The sequence below is a fragment of the Williamsia sp. Y712 genome, from assembly GCF_059445525.1.
Genome location: NZ_JCAIUN010000002.1, coordinates 438198 through 454199, shown reverse-complemented (window position 1 = coordinate 454199; position 16002 = coordinate 438198). Strand labels below are relative to the sequence as shown.

General features: G+C 64.5%; 17 protein-coding genes and 1 tRNA gene. 9 read left to right on the top strand and 9 right to left on the bottom strand.

Annotated elements, in window-relative coordinates; genetic code table 11:
• Positions 1–70: 70 nt before the first annotated feature.
• The 3 genes from AC1D75_RS16930 to AC1D75_RS16920 form a co-directional block, all read right to left on the bottom strand.
• A complete protein-coding gene (locus AC1D75_RS16930) occupies positions 71–547 on the bottom strand; it encodes a mycothiol transferase (RefSeq protein ID WP_495516485.1) in 477 nt (158 codons plus the stop codon).
• 10 nt (positions 548–557) lie between these two features.
• Positions 558–1955: an SDR family NAD(P)-dependent oxidoreductase gene (locus AC1D75_RS16925; protein ID WP_495516906.1), complete on the bottom strand. Its 1398-nt coding sequence runs from the start codon at positions 1953–1955 to the stop codon at positions 558–560.
• 171 nt (positions 1956–2126) lie between these two features.
• Positions 2127–2212, bottom strand: a tRNA-Leu gene (locus AC1D75_RS16920).
• A 120-nt stretch (positions 2213–2332) separates the two neighbouring features.
• Here AC1D75_RS16920 and AC1D75_RS16915 point away from each other — a divergent pair.
• The 3 genes from AC1D75_RS16915 (at position 2333) to AC1D75_RS16905 (ending at position 5225) form a co-directional block, all read left to right on the top strand.
• Positions 2333–3157 (top strand): MBL fold metallo-hydrolase, encoded by an 825-nt coding sequence (locus AC1D75_RS16915; protein WP_495516484.1) that lies wholly within the window; start codon positions 2333–2335, stop codon positions 3155–3157.
• Between the two features lie 90 nt (positions 3158–3247).
• Positions 3248–4585, top strand: a complete 1338-nt coding sequence (locus AC1D75_RS16910) for a M20/M25/M40 family metallo-hydrolase (RefSeq protein ID WP_495516483.1) — start codon at positions 3248–3250, stop codon at positions 4583–4585.
• A gap of 109 nt (positions 4586–4694) precedes the next feature.
• The gene (locus AC1D75_RS16905; RefSeq protein ID WP_495516482.1) at positions 4695–5225 is read left to right on the top strand and encodes a YbhB/YbcL family Raf kinase inhibitor-like protein; all 531 of its coding nucleotides are present in this window, start codon (positions 4695–4697) and stop codon (positions 5223–5225) included.
• A gap of 91 nt (positions 5226–5316) precedes the next feature.
• On the opposite strand, the gene AC1D75_RS16900 is transcribed toward AC1D75_RS16905, so the two are convergent.
• The 3 genes from AC1D75_RS16900 to AC1D75_RS16890 are packed head-to-tail and all read right to left on the bottom strand — an operon-like array spanning position 5317 to position 7714.
• Positions 5317–6399, bottom strand: a complete 1083-nt coding sequence (locus AC1D75_RS16900; RefSeq protein WP_495516905.1) for a quinone-dependent dihydroorotate dehydrogenase — start codon at positions 6397–6399, stop codon at positions 5317–5319.
• Positions 6400–6419: 20 nt separating this feature from the next.
• Positions 6420–6635 (bottom strand): DUF5703 family protein, encoded by a 216-nt coding sequence (locus AC1D75_RS16895; protein WP_495516481.1) that lies wholly within the window; start codon positions 6633–6635, stop codon positions 6420–6422.
• A gap of 56 nt (positions 6636–6691) precedes the next feature.
• Positions 6692–7714 carry a YncE family protein gene (locus AC1D75_RS16890; RefSeq protein WP_495516480.1) on the bottom strand — a complete coding sequence of 341 codons (1023 nt, stop codon included), beginning with the start codon at positions 7712–7714 and terminating at the stop codon, positions 6692–6694.
• Positions 7715–7824: 110 nt separating this feature from the next.
• Between AC1D75_RS16890 and AC1D75_RS16885 the strand changes: the two genes are divergently transcribed.
• The 6 genes from AC1D75_RS16885 (at position 7825) to AC1D75_RS16860 (ending at position 12679) form a co-directional block, all read left to right on the top strand.
• Entirely contained in the window at positions 7825–8655 is an 831-nt protein-coding gene (locus AC1D75_RS16885) for an undecaprenyl-diphosphate phosphatase (RefSeq protein WP_495516904.1), read from the top strand.
• Positions 8656–8735: 80 nt separating this feature from the next.
• Complete coding sequence (locus AC1D75_RS16880) at positions 8736–9443, top strand: MSMEG_4193 family putative phosphomutase (protein ID WP_495516479.1); 708 nt, start codon at positions 8736–8738, stop codon at positions 9441–9443.
• 97 nt (positions 9444–9540) lie between these two features.
• A complete protein-coding gene (locus AC1D75_RS16875) occupies positions 9541–10215 on the top strand; it encodes a DUF3090 domain-containing protein (protein ID WP_495516478.1) in 675 nt (224 codons plus the stop codon).
• On the top strand, positions 10212–11051 hold the full coding sequence (locus AC1D75_RS16870) for an SCO1664 family protein (protein ID WP_495516477.1): 840 nt from the start codon (positions 10212–10214) through the stop codon (positions 11049–11051). The genes AC1D75_RS16875 and AC1D75_RS16870 overlap by 4 nt, the downstream gene beginning before the upstream one ends.
• Before the next feature lie 57 nt (positions 11052–11108).
• Positions 11109–12359 (top strand): cysteine--1-D-myo-inosityl 2-amino-2-deoxy-alpha-D-glucopyranoside ligase, encoded by a 1251-nt coding sequence (gene mshC, locus AC1D75_RS16865; RefSeq protein ID WP_495516476.1) that lies wholly within the window; start codon positions 11109–11111, stop codon positions 12357–12359.
• Positions 12360–12370: 11 nt separating this feature from the next.
• The gene (locus tag AC1D75_RS16860) at positions 12371–12679 is read left to right on the top strand and encodes a hypothetical protein (protein WP_482139422.1); all 309 of its coding nucleotides are present in this window, start codon (positions 12371–12373) and stop codon (positions 12677–12679) included.
• Between the two features lie 16 nt (positions 12680–12695).
• Here AC1D75_RS16860 and AC1D75_RS16855 read toward each other — a convergent pair whose 3' ends face one another.
• From AC1D75_RS16855 to AC1D75_RS16845, 3 genes are read right to left on the bottom strand one after another with little or no spacing between them, the layout of a single operon-like run.
• Positions 12696–13019 (bottom strand): Rieske (2Fe-2S) protein, encoded by a 324-nt coding sequence (locus tag AC1D75_RS16855; protein ID WP_495516903.1) that lies wholly within the window; start codon positions 13017–13019, stop codon positions 12696–12698.
• Positions 13020–13054: 35 nt separating this feature from the next.
• A complete protein-coding gene (gene nirB, locus AC1D75_RS16850) occupies positions 13055–15547 on the bottom strand; it encodes a nitrite reductase large subunit NirB (protein ID WP_495516475.1) in 2493 nt (830 codons plus the stop codon).
• The gene (locus AC1D75_RS16845; protein WP_495516474.1) at positions 15547–15894 is read right to left on the bottom strand and encodes a molybdopterin oxidoreductase; all 348 of its coding nucleotides are present in this window, start codon (positions 15892–15894) and stop codon (positions 15547–15549) included. Before AC1D75_RS16845 ends, nirB begins: the two co-directional genes overlap by 1 nt.
• Positions 15895–16002: the final 108 nt, after the last annotated feature.

Below are 16002 nucleotides of genomic sequence, written 5' to 3'. Positions count from 1 at the left end.
GACGCGCGAGCGCAAGAGATCGCACAGCCGAACTCGGTTGAAATCGCTCTCGCCGTGCAAGGCGCGAACGTCAGGTCTGAGTCAAAACATCTCTGGTCAATTCGAGTTGGCCCAGATGCTGGGCCAACTCGCGCTGTAGGTGCATCAGCACCCACTCGGGAGATGCCGTCGCGGCCTCATTGCGCGTGGACCCGGTTGCGGCCCGATCGCGGAGGCCTTCGTCGATGGCGATGGCGACCCATTCCGGTAGCCGTGCACGAACCGCGTCGACCCGTTCGATCAACTCCGCCACCGGTCCGGTGGCAATGAACTCGGCGTCGCGGTCTCGCGGGATCTTCAGACCCGCGATAACCGAACCGGCCCAGTATTCGATGACGCCAACGCAGTGAAAGACGATGGCGTACGGGCTGTTTGCGCCCGGCAGAGACGGTCTGGTGTTGGCGCGACCGTCGCCCAGCCCGTCGAGGATCGCCACCATTGCGTCCAGCGTTTCGCTGCAGACCGACAGCATCGCCGCGCCGAGGGGATTGGTTTCCGGTGTCTTCACCGTCAACCAATTACCACGGATACGGCTCGAAGTCCTTCAGGAAGCAGCCGTACAGGTCGATGCCTGCTTCACCCTGCACGATGGGGTCGTAGACGCGGGCGGCGCCGTCCACCAGGTCGAGTGGCGCACGGAAACCTTCGTCGGCCAGGCGCATCTTGCTGGTGTGCGGCCGCTCGTCGGTGATCCAGCCGGTGTCGACCGCGGTCACCAGGATTCCGTCCTGATAGAGCTCGCCGGCACTGGTGCGGGTCAGCATGTTCAGCGCGGCCTTGGCCATGTTGGTGTGCGGATGCCCCGGCCCCTTGTATCCGCGGGAGAAGATGCCCTCCATCGCCGAAACGTTCACCACGTACTTGCGCCGGGACGACGAAGCCTTCATGGCCGGGGTCAACCGGGACAGCAGGATGAACGGCGCCACGCTGTTGCAGAGTTGCACTTCGAGCAATTCCAACGGATCCACCTGATCGACGGTTTCCACCCAGCTGTTGCTGTCGACAAGGTCGGGGAGCAGTCCGCCTGCGTCGATCGCCGTACCGTCGGCGATCCGGGCCGGAGCCGAAGAGCCGGCTGTCATGGCCAGTGCGGCGAGCGCCTGGGCTGCGGCGTCACTGTTGCCGCCGGAGGCCAACGCGTGCGGGTGCAGTTCGCTGCTGTCACCCATCGTCAGCAGCGGCACCGTCGCGGCCGAGCCGGTCAGCGGGGCGAGTTCTGCGTCGGCCAGTGAGCTGTACGCGCCGGGGGAGCGGCGGACGGTCTGCGCGGCGTTGTTGACGAGGATGTCGAGCGGTCCCTGCGCGGCAACCGAATCTGCCAGGGCCACCACCTGCGCCGGGTCACGGAGATCGATCCCGACGACGTTCAGGCGGTGCAGCCACTGATCGGAATCCGGTTGGCGGGCGAACCGCCGTGCGGCATCGCGTGGAAAACGGGTGGTGATGGTCAGTTCTGCGCCATCACGGAGCAACATCAGGGCGATGTACATGCCGATCTTGGCGCGTCCACCGGTGAGCAGCGCCCGACGACCGGTGAGATCGGCGTGCTGCTCGCGCTTGTGCCGATTGGCTGTCGCACATTTCGGGCAGAGCTGATGGTGGAAGGCGTCGACCTGCGTGTATTCCACTTTGCAGATGTAGCAGCTCTGCGGCCGGATCAGGGTTCCGGCACTGGTGCCGGGCGCACCGGTCAGTGGCAGACCCGCGGTTTCGTCGTCGATCCGGTCCGGCGATCCGGTCGCCGTGGCGGACAACACCTTTCGGTCGGCGTCCGAACGGATCTGATTCCGTTCCTTCCGGCGGTTGCGCTTGGCGTGCTTGAACATCTGCGCCACCGCGCGCTGCACCGTCACCGAGTCCGGATGCGCAGCATCGAGCTCGGTGACCTGGTCAAGGACGCGGCGGAAGACCGCCATGTCGGCGGCATCAATGGATTCGGTGGGTACGTCGTGCACGGTTAGCCAGTGTAATGGCTGCTCAGTAGTGCCTCGGACCGTTGCGCGAGGTGGGGCCACCCGACAGCGTTCGGGGAAGACGGCCGAAACCAACAAAAAATCCCCGACCAGAAGGTCGGGGATTTCTAAGAGTGTCCGAGGGGGGACTTGAACCCCCACGTCCGTTAATAGGACACTAGCACCTCAAGCTAGCGCGTCTGCCATTCCGCCACTCGGACTCGTTTCGCTCTGTCAGAAACCTCTCTGTCAGCGCTGGACAACATTAACCGACTCTGAGCCCGCAACCCAAATCGCCTGTACAGAGCCGTTTCGTTCGTAGATTTGCTACGAATGGATCCATGGATGCCACCACCATCGTATGCCGGACCTGTGCGGTCGAGCATTCCGCCGAACTACCCGATATCTGCCGCATCTGTGCGGACGAGCGACAGTACGTCCCGCCCCACGGGCAGCTGTGGGTCACGATCGGCGAGCTGGCCGCCGAAGGGCAACGTGTGGTGGTCGACGAGCTCGAACCCGGATTGCTCGAGCTGTACACCGCGCCCGGAGTCGGCATCAATCAACGCAGCAAACTCGTGCGCACCGATGCGGGCAATCTCCTCTGGGATCCGATCGGATTCATCGATGGCGAGGCTGTTGAAGCGGTGCGCGCCGCGGGTCCACTGATGGCGATCGCGGCCAGCCACCCGCACATGTTCGGGGCGCAGGTGGAATGGTCGCGGGCACTCGGCGACGTACCGGTCCTGGTGGCCGAATCCGATCTGGGATGGGTCGCACGCCGCGACCCGGCCATAACACCGTGGAGCGGCGACCTGGCGGTCCTTCCCGGGGTCACGTTGAGTCAACCCGGCGGGCACTTTCCCGGCAGTGCCGTCGCCCACTGGGACGCCGGCGCCGACGGACGCGGGGTGATGCTCAGCGGCGACACGGTGCTGCCGAATCCCGATCGCAGCAGCGTCAGCTTCATGCGCAGCTACCCCAATCGCATTCCGCTGTCCGCTGCGGTGGTCGAACGCGTCGCCACCTCGTTGTGCCGATTCGATTTCGATCGGCTGTACGGAAACTTCGCCGACCACATCGCCGCCGACGCCCGAGCGATCGTCAGATCTTCGGCTGATCGCCACATCGGCTGGGTCCGAGGCGATTTCGACCATCTGACCTGAATCAAGTCCGGAAAAAAGGGGCGAAACACACTTGCCGGGCACTGTCGCCCGGGCATCACGGGAGGCAGTCGTGGTGATAGGAATGAGCAGGTGAACCCCAACACGCCTGCCGCCACGGAAGAAGTGGTCGACCTCGTCAGCAAACTCATCCAGTTCGACACCAGCAACACCGGCGAACTGGCCACCACCAAGGGTGAGGCCGAGTGTGCCCGGTGGGTGCAATCAATGCTCGAAGAGGCCGGGTACGAGACCGAGTACGTCGAGTCGGGACAGCCGGGCCGGGGCAACGTGTTCGCGACATTGCCGGGCGCCGATCGGGCCCGCGGAAAGCTGCTCCTGCATTCGCATCTCGATGTGGTTCCGGCGCAGCCGGAGGACTGGAGCGTGCATCCGTTCTCGGGGGCGATCGAAGACGGCTACGTCTGGGGTCGCGGCGCGATCGACATGAAAGACATGGTCGGCATGGCGCTGGCGCTGGCGCGTCAGTTCAAACGGGCAGGCACCACACCACCCCGCGACATCGTGTTCGCGTTTCTCGCCGATGAGGAGGCCGGGGGCAAGTGGGGTTCGCATTGGCTGGTCGACCACCGGCCCGACCTGTTCGAAGGTGTCACCGAAGCCGTGGGCGAAGTGGGCGGATTCTCGCTGACCGTCGACCGGCCGGACGGTACCCAGAAGCGTCTCTACCTGGTCGAAACCGCGGAAAAAGGCCTGGCCTGGATGCGCCTGACGGCAACGGCCACAGCAGGGCATGGCTCGTTCCTTCATCAGGACAACGCGGTCACGATCCTCTCGGAGGCCGTCGCCAAGCTCGGCAGGCATCAGTTCCCATTGGTGATGACCGAGTCGGTCTCGCAGTTCCTGGCAGCGGTCTCCGAGGAAAGTGGCCTGTCGCTGAGCCCGAACACCCCGGACCTGGAGACCGCGCTGTTCAAGATCGGCACCATCGCCCGGATCATCGGCGCAACTCTGCGCGACACCGCCAATCCCACCATGCTCGAGGCCGGCTACAAGGCGAACGTCATCCCGCAGACCGCCACCGCCGTGGTCGATTGCCGGGTGCTGCCCGGACGTCAGGCTGCGTTCGAGGCCGAGGTCGACGAATTGATCGGTCCCAACGTGACCCGGGAGTGGATCACCAAACTCGACTCGTACGAGACGACGTTCGACGGTCATCTCGTCGATGCGATGAACGACGCGATCCTTGCGCACGACCCGCAGGGCCGGACCGTTCCCTATATGCTTTCCGGCGGTACCGACGCAAAAGCGTTTGCCCGCTTGGGGATTCGCTGCTTCGGCTTCGCGCCACTGAAGCTGCCCACCGAACTCGATTTCGCCGCACTGTTTCACGGTGTCGACGAACGGGTACCGGTGGAGTCGTTGCTGTTCGGGACCGAGGTGCTCGAGCACTTCTTGCTGCACAGCTGACCTTGCCGCTGCGCGCAGTTCGGCTCGCCGACAATGAATATGTCGGCCACATCCCCGACCCACCTCAAGCATGATGGTGGGGCCACCTACGGAAAGGACGCGAACAACGATGTCGAGGTACAACCCGTACGACGCACTGCCGAAGCTCCCCGGCTTCACCCTGACCTCCGAGAGCATCACCGACGGAGCCGCACTGGAGAATCCTCAGGTGTCGGGCATCATGGGAGCCGGTGGTGAAGACATTTCACCGCAGCTGACCTGGTCCGGTTTCCCACCGGAGACCAAGAGCTTTGCCGTCACCGTGTACGACCCCGAGGCACCTACCGCGTCAGGCTTCTGGCACTGGGCGGTCGCAGACATCCCGGTCTCGGTGACCTCTCTCGCCGCCGGTGTTGGCGACGGCGCCGAGGGTTCGTTGCCGTCCGGGGCCGTTGCCCTGAACAACGATGCGTCCGTGCCGCGATTCATCGGTGCCGCACCGCCTCCCGGACATGGCACGCACTACTACTACACCGTCGTCCATGCGGTGGATGTCGAGAGCCTGGGACTACCCGACGGCGCAACCCCGGCTTATCTGGGGTTCAACCTGTTCAGCCACGCGATCGCACGCGCGATCATCACCAACACCTACGAGCGCTGACCGGCGAACCGACAGCGTCGTAAACCCATCAGTTCCAGCCCTTTCCGCCCGTGCAACAGGTGGAAATAGCTGGAACTGATGGGTTTTCGGGTCAGTGCTTGGGTGCGGCGCTGCCGACCGCGTCGGCGATGGAGTCGTATCCGGCCGCCCGCACCCGCTGCGCGAGTCCCTGATGAATCAGCTTGACCCACAACGGGCCACCGTAGATGAAGCCGGTGTAGGCCTGGATCAGTGAGGCGCCGGCGCAGATCCTTTCCCAGGCCTGGTCGACGGTTTCGATACCGCCGACGCTGATCAGGGTGATCTGCCCGCCGACCCGGCCGTAGAGACGCCGCAACACTTCGAGTGAACGATCAGCGAGCGGTGCACCGGAGAGACCGCCTGCACCGATGCCCTCGACCTCGCATGCGGGCGTGGTCAGACCTTCGCGACTGATCGTGGTGTTGGTGCAGACGATGCCCGCGAGACCCAATTCGACCGCGAGATCGGCGATCTGATCGATGTCGTCGTCGACCAGATCGGGTGCGATCTTCACCAGGACCGGAATGTCGACCGCTTCGGTCACCGCGGACAGTAACGGACGCAGCGCCGATACCGCCTGCAGATCCCGGAGTCCGGGGGTGTTCGGAGAACTCACGTTCACCACGATGAAGTCGGCAAGGGGACCGAGGAGCCGGGCACTGATCAGGTAGTCCTCGACGGCGTTCTCCGGTTCGACCACCTTTGTCTTGCCGATGTTGGCGCCGATCGGAACCAGTGACGATGTCGCCTTGCGGTGACGCAACTGGTTGGCAGCGGCACCGGCACCATGGTTGTTGAAGCCCATCCGGTTGATCAGTGCCCGGTCGGCAGGCAGGCGGAACAACCGCGGAGCCGGATTGCCGGGCTGGGCCTGGCCGGTGACGGTGCCGATCTCGGCGAAACCGAAACCGAGCGCACCCCAGACGTCGATCGCCTCGGCGTTCTTGTCGAAACCGGCCGCAAGCCCGAGGGGTGCGGGGAAGTCGAGGCCGAACACCTGGGATCGGAGAACCGGATCATCGGTGACGAGCATCCGCCTGGCGATGGTGCGCAGCGGCTTGAACCGTCCGGTCCACGAGATGGCCTTCGCCGCAATCGTATGGATTCGCTCGGGTGGCACCAGGAACATCAGGGTCAGAAGCCACCGGTACAACCGGCGGTAGACAGTAGCGATCACGCGCTCATTCCAGTATCGGGTTCATCGGTGGACGCCAGTCGCGGACGGCGACGGCGCAGCAGGACCTTGCGGCTGCCATCGGGGTACAGACGGACCCGGGACAGTTCCCAACCCCCGAATTCGGCTTGGATCGACAAGCGCATGGAGGCGGTCACCCTGGTCACGTCCGGAGGTAGGCGCAATGGGATGTATTCGTAGTCGTCGGTCGACATATCCCATTCCCGTGGAAACCCACGGCTACGCGTGCCTGCCAAAGTCTCAGCTCACCTCACTGCTGATCGGGGCTGATGATCTGCAATCCGCCACCATCGGCAGAGAGCAGATACAACGTCCCGGTATCGGGATCGACCACCATCGAGTCGGCCTGCGGAACGGTCTCGAACTGCTTCACCTCGACCGGGGTTCCGCTGGCCAATTCGTACGCCGTGACCTTGTTGTTTCCGGTGGTCGCCACCCACGCCAGGTTGCGGGTGTCGTCGTAGTCTACGGCGTAGGGCCCGAATGCCACGGGATGCCGGAACTTGTTGACGATCGGTTCGCCGAAGAACGCGAGGAACTCGCCACCCTTCGTGTCGGTTGTCAGGAACCGGCCGTAGTGATCGACAGTGAGGTTCGTCGCACCGTCACCGGAGCGCAGCGACACGCCGAGATCGCGGTCGTCGACGTCGACCTCCGTCACCGACGACTGCGCGCGGTCGAGCACGACAACCTGTCCGTCGTGTTCGGCGATCGCGTCGACGCGGACAAATCCGGTGATCGTGTCGCGTACTTTGCCGTCGGGAGAGACCACCAACAGACTGCCTTTGTCGGTGCCGACGAGGGTGTCGCCATCAGAGGTCACGATGGCCGACAACGGTGTGCCCGGAATGTCTGTGCGGACCGTGTCTCCGGTGGCCGAATCGATCGTCACCAGCGCGCCGGGAATCAACACCTGAAGCTTGCCGTCCCTGAAGGTTCCGAAGCCAATTGCCTTGTCGCTCAACGAAACTGTGCGCGAGGGCGCATCTCCGGGCGCCAGGGCGCCGGTGGGGTAGAACAGGACCGATCGGCCGTCGTCGGAGAGCAGCGCCAACTGGTCGGTCCCGGGGCACAGTGCCATCGCGGTTCCGGCGTTCGGCACCGGCACCACCACGCCCGCAGGCGGGGTCGCCGGATCGGCCGCAGGTGCGGCGATAGGGGTCTGCGGAGCGATGGTCGGAACATCGGGGGTATCACCCGAATCTGAGCATCCCGACAACACCAGCGCGGCGGCCGCCATCGCTACGAACAGAGATTTACCGCGCACATTCATGCCACCCATCTTGCTTGTTCACTCACCGCGCCATGCCACGGGGGCGGCGGTGTCGCAACTCGAGGAGTCGACAAAGGTTTCCCGTAGCATCGGCCCCCGTGAGCGACACCATGACGTGGGCCCAATCGATAGTCCTTGGGGCCGTACAGGGATTGACCGAGTTCCTGCCGATTTCTTCCTCCGGTCACCTACGCATCGTTTCCGAGATCTGGTTCGGTGAAGATGCCGGTGCATCGTTCACCGCGGTGACGCAGCTCGGCACCGAGGCCGCCGTGCTCGTGTTCTTCGCCAAGGACATCGTGCGCATCATCGCGGCGTGGTTCCGGGGCATGTTCAACAAAGAGGCCCGCGATCTCGACTACCGGATGGGCTGGTATGTGATCATCGCCACCATTCCGATCGGTGTCCTCGGTGTGCTCTTCAAAGACGAGATCCGCACCGGCGCCCGCAATCTCTGGTTGGTGGCGAGCATGCTGATCGTCTTCTCCGTGGTGATCGCCGCCGCCGAGAAAATGGGCCGCAAAGAACGTCCGATCGAAAAGCTCACCACCCGCGACGGAATCATCATGGGCCTGGCCCAGTGCCTGGCACTGATCCCCGGTGTGTCGCGTTCCGGTGCGACCGCAAGCGCGGGCCTGTTCCTCGGCCTCAAACGTGAAGCTGCGGTGCGCTTCTCATTCCTGTTGGCGATTCCCGCGGTGACCGCGTCGGGATTGTTCAGCCTGCCCGACGCGTTCAACCCCACCGGCGACGGCATGGAATCGTCCGGCATGCAGTTGCTGGTCGCGACCCTCGTTGCGTTTGTGGTCGGCTACGCGGCCATCGCGTGGTTGCTGAAGTTCGTCGCAAACCACTCGCTGTACTGGTTTGTCGGCTACCGGGTGCTGCTGGGTCTGCTGGTCTTCGGGCTGCTCGCCGGCGGCGTGATCAGCGCGACATGATCTGCTGCTGCAGCGCTGTGACGTGCGGCGACGCCTTCGTGCCGAGTCGGGCAACCAGCCTGACGCATAAGGTATGACACGTGACGGTCATTTTGCTTCGACACGGACGATCCACGGCGAACACCTCGGGCGTGCTGGCCGGCCGCTCGGCATCGGTAGGCCTCGACGACCACGGACAGTCCCAATCCGCCGGCCTGATCGAACGCTTCGGCGGCCTGCAGAGTCCGGTGGCGGTCGTCCGCTCACCGCTGCTTCGCTGTGAGCAGACGGTGGCGCCGCTGGTGGGCCACTTCGAGTGTCCCGAAATCGTGGATGAACGACTGATCGAGGTCGATTACGGCCAGTGGACCGGGCGCTCGATCAAGGAACTCCTCTCGGAACCGCTCTGGCGGGTGGTGCAACAGCAGCCGTCCGCGGCGATCTTCCCTGACGGTGAGGGCCTGGCACAGGTCCAGGCCAGGGCCGTGGCCGCAATCCGGGAACTCGACGCCCGGTTCTCCGGGGAAGACGGTTCCGGAATCTGGATCGCGTGCACGCACGGCGATGTCATCAAGTCGGTCCTCGCCGATGCGATGGGCATGCATCTGGACGCATTCCAGCGGATTGTGGTCGAACCCGCGTCCGCCAGCGTGGTCCGGTACAGCCTGGCCCGGCCGTACGTACACGCGGTGAACTGCACCTCGACACTCCCGTCGATCCCGGCGCAGCCGAAACAGTCCGAAAAGTCTGAGAAGTCCGGGCACAACCACCCCGACGATGCCGTTGTCGGCGGTTCCACCGGGACCTGAGGGCCCCGGTGGCGCGGTCGCCGCGACACCAACCGACAACGCCTTGGGCGAACCCGCCCCGATTGGGGATAATCAACTTCAGGAGAACGGAGGTGCCATGGCCAGAGCGATACACGTCTTCCGCAGCCCGGACCGTTTCATAGCCGGAACGGTCGGCCAGCCCGGTGACCGGACCTTCTATCTACAAGCCATCCACGAGACGCGTGTCATCAGCGTCATGCTCGAAAAGCAGCAGGTCCAGATACTCGCCGACCGCATCGGCGCGCTGCTCGAAGAGGTACACCGCAGATTCGGGACACCGTTGCCTGCAGAACTGGCACGCGTTGAAGATCTCAGTCCGCTGCTGATGCCCGTCGATGCCGAGTTCCGCGTGGGCACCATGGGCCTGGGGTGGGACTCCGAATCCGAGGCGGTCGTGGTGGAGTTGCTCGCCATCACCGAGGGCGAATTCGATGAGAGTGTTGTCCTCGACGACACCGAAGAAGGCCCCGACGCGGTTCGGGTGTTCCTCAGTACGGGCGCCGCTCGCGAGTTCGCGGCCCGATCGAGTCGGGTCATCTCCGCCGGTCGCGAGCCGTGCCCGCTGTGCGGCGATCCACTCGACTCCGCCGGACACATCTGCGTCCGGACCAACGGGTACCGCCGCGAGGCCACGTTCGGCCCTTCACTCGAGTTCATCGACCCCGATCTGTTCAACGATCCGACCCTGCTCGACGAGGACGATCCCGACGACCCCTCCGGTCCGGATGCCGGTGACGAGTCCGGCCGGTGACAGCGACCACGCCGACCGGCGACCGGCCTGTTGATGTGCCGCACATCCTGGCCACCGGCGAACTCGAACTGATCGGACAGATCCGCAACGCCAGCAACGCCACGCTTGTCTGCGACGCCGTCGTCGGTGATCAGCAGGTCCGTTGTGTCTACAAGCCGGTCCGCGGGGAGCAGCCGCTCTGGGACTTCCCGGACGGCACCCTGGCCGGGCGCGAAGTGGCCTCATATCTGGTCTCCGACGCCCTCGGCTGGTCGGTGGTCCCGACGACTTTGCTGCGCGACGGACCGTTCGGTCCCGGCATGGTGCAGCGGTGGATCGACACACCCGAACCCGCCGACGGGTTGCCGACCCGCCTCGATCTGGTCGACCTGTGCTCACCGGACCTGGTGCCCGAGGGCTGGAAACTGATCCTGTCCGCGGTGGACTCCCGTGGGGAAGACGTGGTGCTTGTCCACGCCGACGATCCACGGCTGCAGCGGATGGCGGTGCTCGACATCCTCATCAACAACGCCGACCGCAAGGGCGGACACGTCCTGGAGGGTCTGGACGGCCAGGTGTACGGCGTCGATCACGGGATCTGCCTGCACACCCAGGACAAACTTCGGACCGTCCTGTGGGGTTGGGCCGCTGAATCCATCCCGGCGCATCTGCTCGAGGACGTCGTCGGCCTGCTCGAGAAGTTGCGCAGCGAAGACTCGCCGCTACGTGACCAACTCGCCGAATTGATCACACCGGCCGAGGTGGCGGCACTCATCAATCGCACGGCCACGATGGTCGAAACACCGGTGATGCCGCAGGCCGATCGGTCGCGGCCCATCCCGTGGCCCGCTTTCTGACCTGTTCTAGTCGGCCCCGAGAGCGCGGGTCCGGGGTCCGCCCATAAGGTGGACATCATGCAGTCGTGGTCTGAAACCGTCGTTCCCGTTGTACCCGGTCAGGGTCCGGCATTGAGGCTCTTTGACACTTCGGATCGGCAGATCCGTCCGGTGGTGCCCGGCAAGACCGCAACGATGTACGTGTGCGGGATCACGCCTTACGACGCAACGCATCTCGGGCATGCCGCCACCTACCTGACCTTTGATCTCGTCAATCGGATGTGGCGCGACCTCGGACACGATGTCCACTACGTCCAGAACATCACCGACGTCGACGACCCGTTGTTCGAACGAGCGGAGCGGGACGGCATCGACTGGGTTGATCTGGGATCGCGTGAGATCGAGCTGTTCCGCGAGGACATGGCGGCACTACGGGTGCTGCCGCCGCGCGACTACATCGGCGCAGTGGAATCGATCGACGAGGTGGTCGAGGTCGTCGGCAAGCTCCTGGCCTCGGGCGCCGCCTACATCGTCGACGACGAGCAATACCCCGACGTCTACTTCCGCGCCGACGCCACCGAACAGTTCGGATACGAGTCGGGCTACGACTTGCCGACCATGCAGCGCTTCTTCGCCGAACGCGGCGGCGATCCCGACCGACCCGGCAAGCGCAACCCGCTCGACGCACTTCTGTGGCGGGCCGCACGCGAGGGCGAGCCGTCCTGGGAGTCACCCCACGGACCCGGCCGGCCCGGCTGGCACATCGAATGCACGGCAATCGCTTTGAACCGGATCGGAGCCGGATTCGACGTCCAGGGCGGCGGCAGCGACCTGATCTTCCCGCACCACGAGTTCTCGGCGGCCCACGGTGAGGCACTGACCGGGGCCCGCCGGTTCGCAAAGCACTACGTGCACACCGGCATGATCGGGCTCGACGGCGAGAAGATGTCGAAGTCGAAGGGCAACCTCGTCTTCGTCTCCAAGCTGCGTGCCACCGATGTCGATCCCGGTGCCATCCGGCTCGGCTTGTTCGCCGGTCACTACCGCACCGACCGGCCCTGGACCGATGAGGTGTTGGCGCAGGCCGTGGCCCGCCTCGAACTGTGGCGCAGTGCTGCCGCCTGCGAGTCCGGACCCGACGCCGCACCGATCATCGAGCGGCTGCGCCTGCATCTGAGCGACGATCTCGACACCCCCAAAGCGCTTGTCGCGATTGACGCCTGGGCTCACGACACGTTGGGCGGACTCGGCTCGGTGTCGTCTGGACCGGCAGACGTGGCGGATGCGGTTGACGCGCTCCTCGGTGTACGGATCGCTCCGCTTGGGTAAGGTTCCACATCGTGGCCAAAGCTCAAGAGATCGATCCCGATACAGCTGTCGGTGTGTGGGCGGTGACGACGCGAACGTCAACCTATCTGCTGGATTTCGGTGAGATGACCTTGCTGCGTGCACCGGGCGTTGGCAACAACGGTGACGAGGCATGGGCTGTGAGCCAGCTCCGCCGGGATTCCGAGGACATTCCGTTGCTCGGGGTGAAGTCGTGCCGGGTGGGGGAGTCGGCGCAGTTCTGGGTCCGGGCCGCCGAAGACCCCGACGTCCGAACCTGGCGCATCACAACACCTGTGGTTTCGATCGAACGGATCTCCTGACCCGTCGAGCGTGCGGTCAGGTCCAGATGTGGATCTGACCGTCGTGAACCTTCGCCTGAAAGACCGGTAGCGCCTCGATGTCGGTGCCGTTGGTGCAGCTGCCGTCGTCGAAGGAAAACGTGTACTGGTGCAGCGGGCACATCACTTTGGTCGCGTCGGTCTGACCGTCGGCAATCGGACCCCCCTTGTGTGGGCAGAGAGCCCCAAGGGCGCGGAGGGACCCGTCGGACATCAGGAACACCGCAACCTGTTGTCCGTCAACCACATAGGTGCGGCCTTCACCCACGGTCAGATCGGTGATCGGACCAACCACATTCGACACCTCGGCTTCGGTCGTCATCGTATGGTCGAGCTCCGCCTCCGGCTTCGTCTCCGTCATCGGACCGGCACCAGGGGGAGCTTGATGAGCGGCAGTGACGGTTCGAATTGTGCGGGCGACTTCGGTTCGAGCCGTTCCTTCCACGGGTCGGTGTAGGCCGCCGCCGATGCGGAGATCCGTTCGAACAGGCCGTCCACCAATCCATCCCGGTCGTCGATGAGAATTGCCCGCAGCTCCTCGATACCCACCCGTGGCACCCACGCGTAGGTGCGTTCGAGCCACTTGGCCTGTTCGCGGTAGTACTGGATGAACACGCCGCAGATGCGCAGGACCTCATCGACCCCCACCGCAGTGGTGAGCAGGTCTCCCTTGCGGATGTGTGCACCCGCGGCACCGCCGACGTAGATCTCCCAGCGGCCGTCGCCGACCGCGACAACCCCGAAGTCCTTGCACAGGGCCTCAGCACAATTCCGGGGACATCCGGTGACCGCCAGTTTCAGTTTTGCCGGGGCTTCCAGACCCTGATACTTCTCCTCGATGGCGATGCCCAGTGCGGTTGAATCGTCGAGCCCGAAGCGACAGAAATCCAGGCCCACACACGTTTTGACCGTTCGGAAACTCTTGCCGTAGGCGTATCCCGACGGCATGTCCAGATCGGCCCAGACCTTGGGCAGATCTTCTTTGCGGATGCCGAGCAGATCGATGCGCTGACCGCCGGTGACCTTCACCATCGGGATGTTGTATTTGTCTGCGACATCGGCGATCCGGCGCAGTTGTGCGGGATTGGTCACACCGCCCTTCATCTGCGGGACCACCGAGAACGTGCCATCGCGCTGGATGTTGGCGTGGACGCGGTCGTTGATGAACAGCGCGCCGCGTTCGTCCTCCCAATCGGCACCCCAGATGATCCGGAGCAGCGACGCCACCGGCATCTTGGCGGTCACGTCGTCACCCTCCGGTGACAGCGCGCCGAGCACCGCCGACACCGACCGCAGGTTCATCTCTCGAATGCGGGTCATCAGTTCGGGTTTGGCCAACGGGATCGACGGCACGTACCAGTCCGCCGACGGATCGACGGCCAATTCGCCGCCGGCAGCGCAGGCCACGATGTCGCCGACCAGACCCTTGCAGGAACCGCAGCCCTTGCCGGCCCGGGTCTTCGCGACAACTTCACCGACCGTCTTGGCTCCGGCGTGAACACAGGCGACGATGTCGCCCTTGGTGACTCCGTTGCAGTTGCACACCTGGACGTCATCGGCGAGTTCGGCGGCACCGGTTTGCGCACTCGGCGTACCCATGTCGAACAGCATGCTGATGCGCTCATCGGGCAGGGCGACCTTGTCGTCGAAGGCCTGGGTCAGGAAGTTGACCTTGCTGATGTCGCCGAGCAGCATCGCACCGATCAGCTTGTTGTCGCGGACCACCACCGACTTGTATGTGCCACTGCGCGGTTCGTAGAACTGGACGAACTCGTCGGTGTCGCGCTCGGGTCCCTTGACACCCATCGCCGCGACATCGACGCCTGCCACCTTCAGCTTCGTCGTCAGCCGCGACCCGTGGTAAGCCGCATCCGGGTTCGACCCCGTCAGCACGTCGGCCAGTACCCCGGCCTGCTCCCAGAGCGGGGCCACCAGCCCATAGACCTCTCCGCGGTGCTGGCAACATTCGCCAACCGAATAGATGGCACCTTCGTCTTCGCATCGCATCTGATCGTCGACAACGATTCCGCGTTCGATGACCAGCCCGGCGGCGCGGGCCAGTTCGACGTTGGGCCGGATACCGGCGGTGACGACGATCATGTCGGCGGGCAGGCTGGTGTCGTCGTTGAACCCGACGCCGGCGACGGCACCGTCCTCGGCGCGGAGCACCGCGGTGGTCCGCTTGGAGGTGTACACGCCCACTCCGAGCTCTTCGATCTTGTTCCGGAGCACCCGCCCGCCGCGCTCGTCGAGTTGCTGGTTCATCAGATGGCCGGGGGAGTGCACCACGTCGACGTCGATGCCCTGGGTCCGCAAGCCGTACGCGGCTTCGAGTCCGAGTAGGCCGCCGCCGATGACCACGGCGCGGATCCCGTCACGGGACAGGGCCATCTGCAACATCCCGTTGGTGTCTTCGATGGTGCGGAAACCGAACACGCCACGTGCCAGTCTGCCGTCGGCCTCGCGCAGGCCGTCCATGTTCGGGAAGAAAGTGTTGCTGCCGGTGGCGATCACGAGGACGTCGTAACCGATGGTGCGTCCGCTCTCGCAGGTGACGATCTTGGCGAACCGATCGATGGCGACGGCGCGGTCCCCGGCGTAGAGCCGGACATCGTTCTCGCGGTACCAGGCCATCGGGTTGAGCATCAGGTCGTCGTCGTCGATCGAACTTTCACCGGCCAGGACGTGCGAGAGCATGATCCGGTTGTAGTTGCCGTACGGTTCGTCGCCGATCATCGTGATCTCGAATTGCGACCCGCCGCCGCGCTGCAGGATCTCCTCGACGGTGCGGGCGCCGGCCATACCGTTGCCGATCACCACCAGACGTTTCTGCTGCTGTGCTGCCGACATCAGAACTGCACGAACCCGAAGTCGACGACGATTTCTCCGGTGCACCCTTCAGGTGCGGCGAACACCAACTCGAGAAGACTGTCGGGGTCGACGTCCTCGACCACGCGAAGTGGCACGTTCACCGATGATTTGGCGCCCATCGGGAACCATCGCATGGGCTGCTGATCACGGAGCAGGGTCACATAGACGAGTTCGTCAGAGCTGTTGCCGCCACGGAAGTAGAGCGGCTGGACGGTCATTCCGGCCGGGACCTGATAGATCAGCGACGGATCCAAGGGGGCTGCCTTGGTCAGACCGCTTCCGGTGAAAGAGAAGACACCCTGCAGGAACTTCGGTGTACTGGACATGCCGCCACTAAACGTTAGCTCGATGAACCAGCACTTTCGGCGGGGTTACGAGTCCATTGTCAGGATCTCACCGCGTTCACAGCAGGCCGGTGATCAAGCCTCGCGAGT

Coding starts and splice junctions, on each gene's coding strand:
- nirB (WP_495516475.1), bottom strand. CDS start 15,547: ATGTCGGCAGCACAGCAGCAGAAACGTCTGGTGGTGATCGGCAACGGT.
- AC1D75_RS16875 (WP_495516478.1), top strand. CDS start 9,541: ATGGCCAGAGCGATACACGTCTTCCGCAGCCCGGACCGTTTCATAGCC.
- AC1D75_RS16885 (WP_495516904.1), top strand. CDS start 7,825: ATGACGTGGGCCCAATCGATAGTCCTTGGGGCCGTACAGGGATTGACC.
- AC1D75_RS16915 (WP_495516484.1), top strand. CDS start 2,333: ATGGATGCCACCACCATCGTATGCCGGACCTGTGCGGTCGAGCATTCC.
- mshC (WP_495516476.1), top strand. CDS start 11,109: ATGCAGTCGTGGTCTGAAACCGTCGTTCCCGTTGTACCCGGTCAGGGT.
- AC1D75_RS16895 (WP_495516481.1), bottom strand. CDS start 6,635: ATGTCGACCGACGACTACGAATACATCCCATTGCGCCTACCTCCGGAC.
- AC1D75_RS16845 (WP_495516474.1), bottom strand. CDS start 15,894: ATGTCCAGTACACCGAAGTTCCTGCAGGGTGTCTTCTCTTTCACCGGA.
- AC1D75_RS16925 (WP_495516906.1), bottom strand. CDS start 1,955: ATGGCGGTCTTCCGCCGCGTCCTTGACCAGGTCACCGAGCTCGATGCT.
- AC1D75_RS16855 (WP_495516903.1), bottom strand. CDS start 13,019: ATGACGACCGAAGCCGAGGTGTCGAATGTGGTTGGTCCGATCACCGAT.
- AC1D75_RS16905 (WP_495516482.1), top strand. CDS start 4,695: ATGTCGAGGTACAACCCGTACGACGCACTGCCGAAGCTCCCCGGCTTC.
- AC1D75_RS16890 (WP_495516480.1), bottom strand. CDS start 7,714: ATGAATGTGCGCGGTAAATCTCTGTTCGTAGCGATGGCGGCCGCCGCG.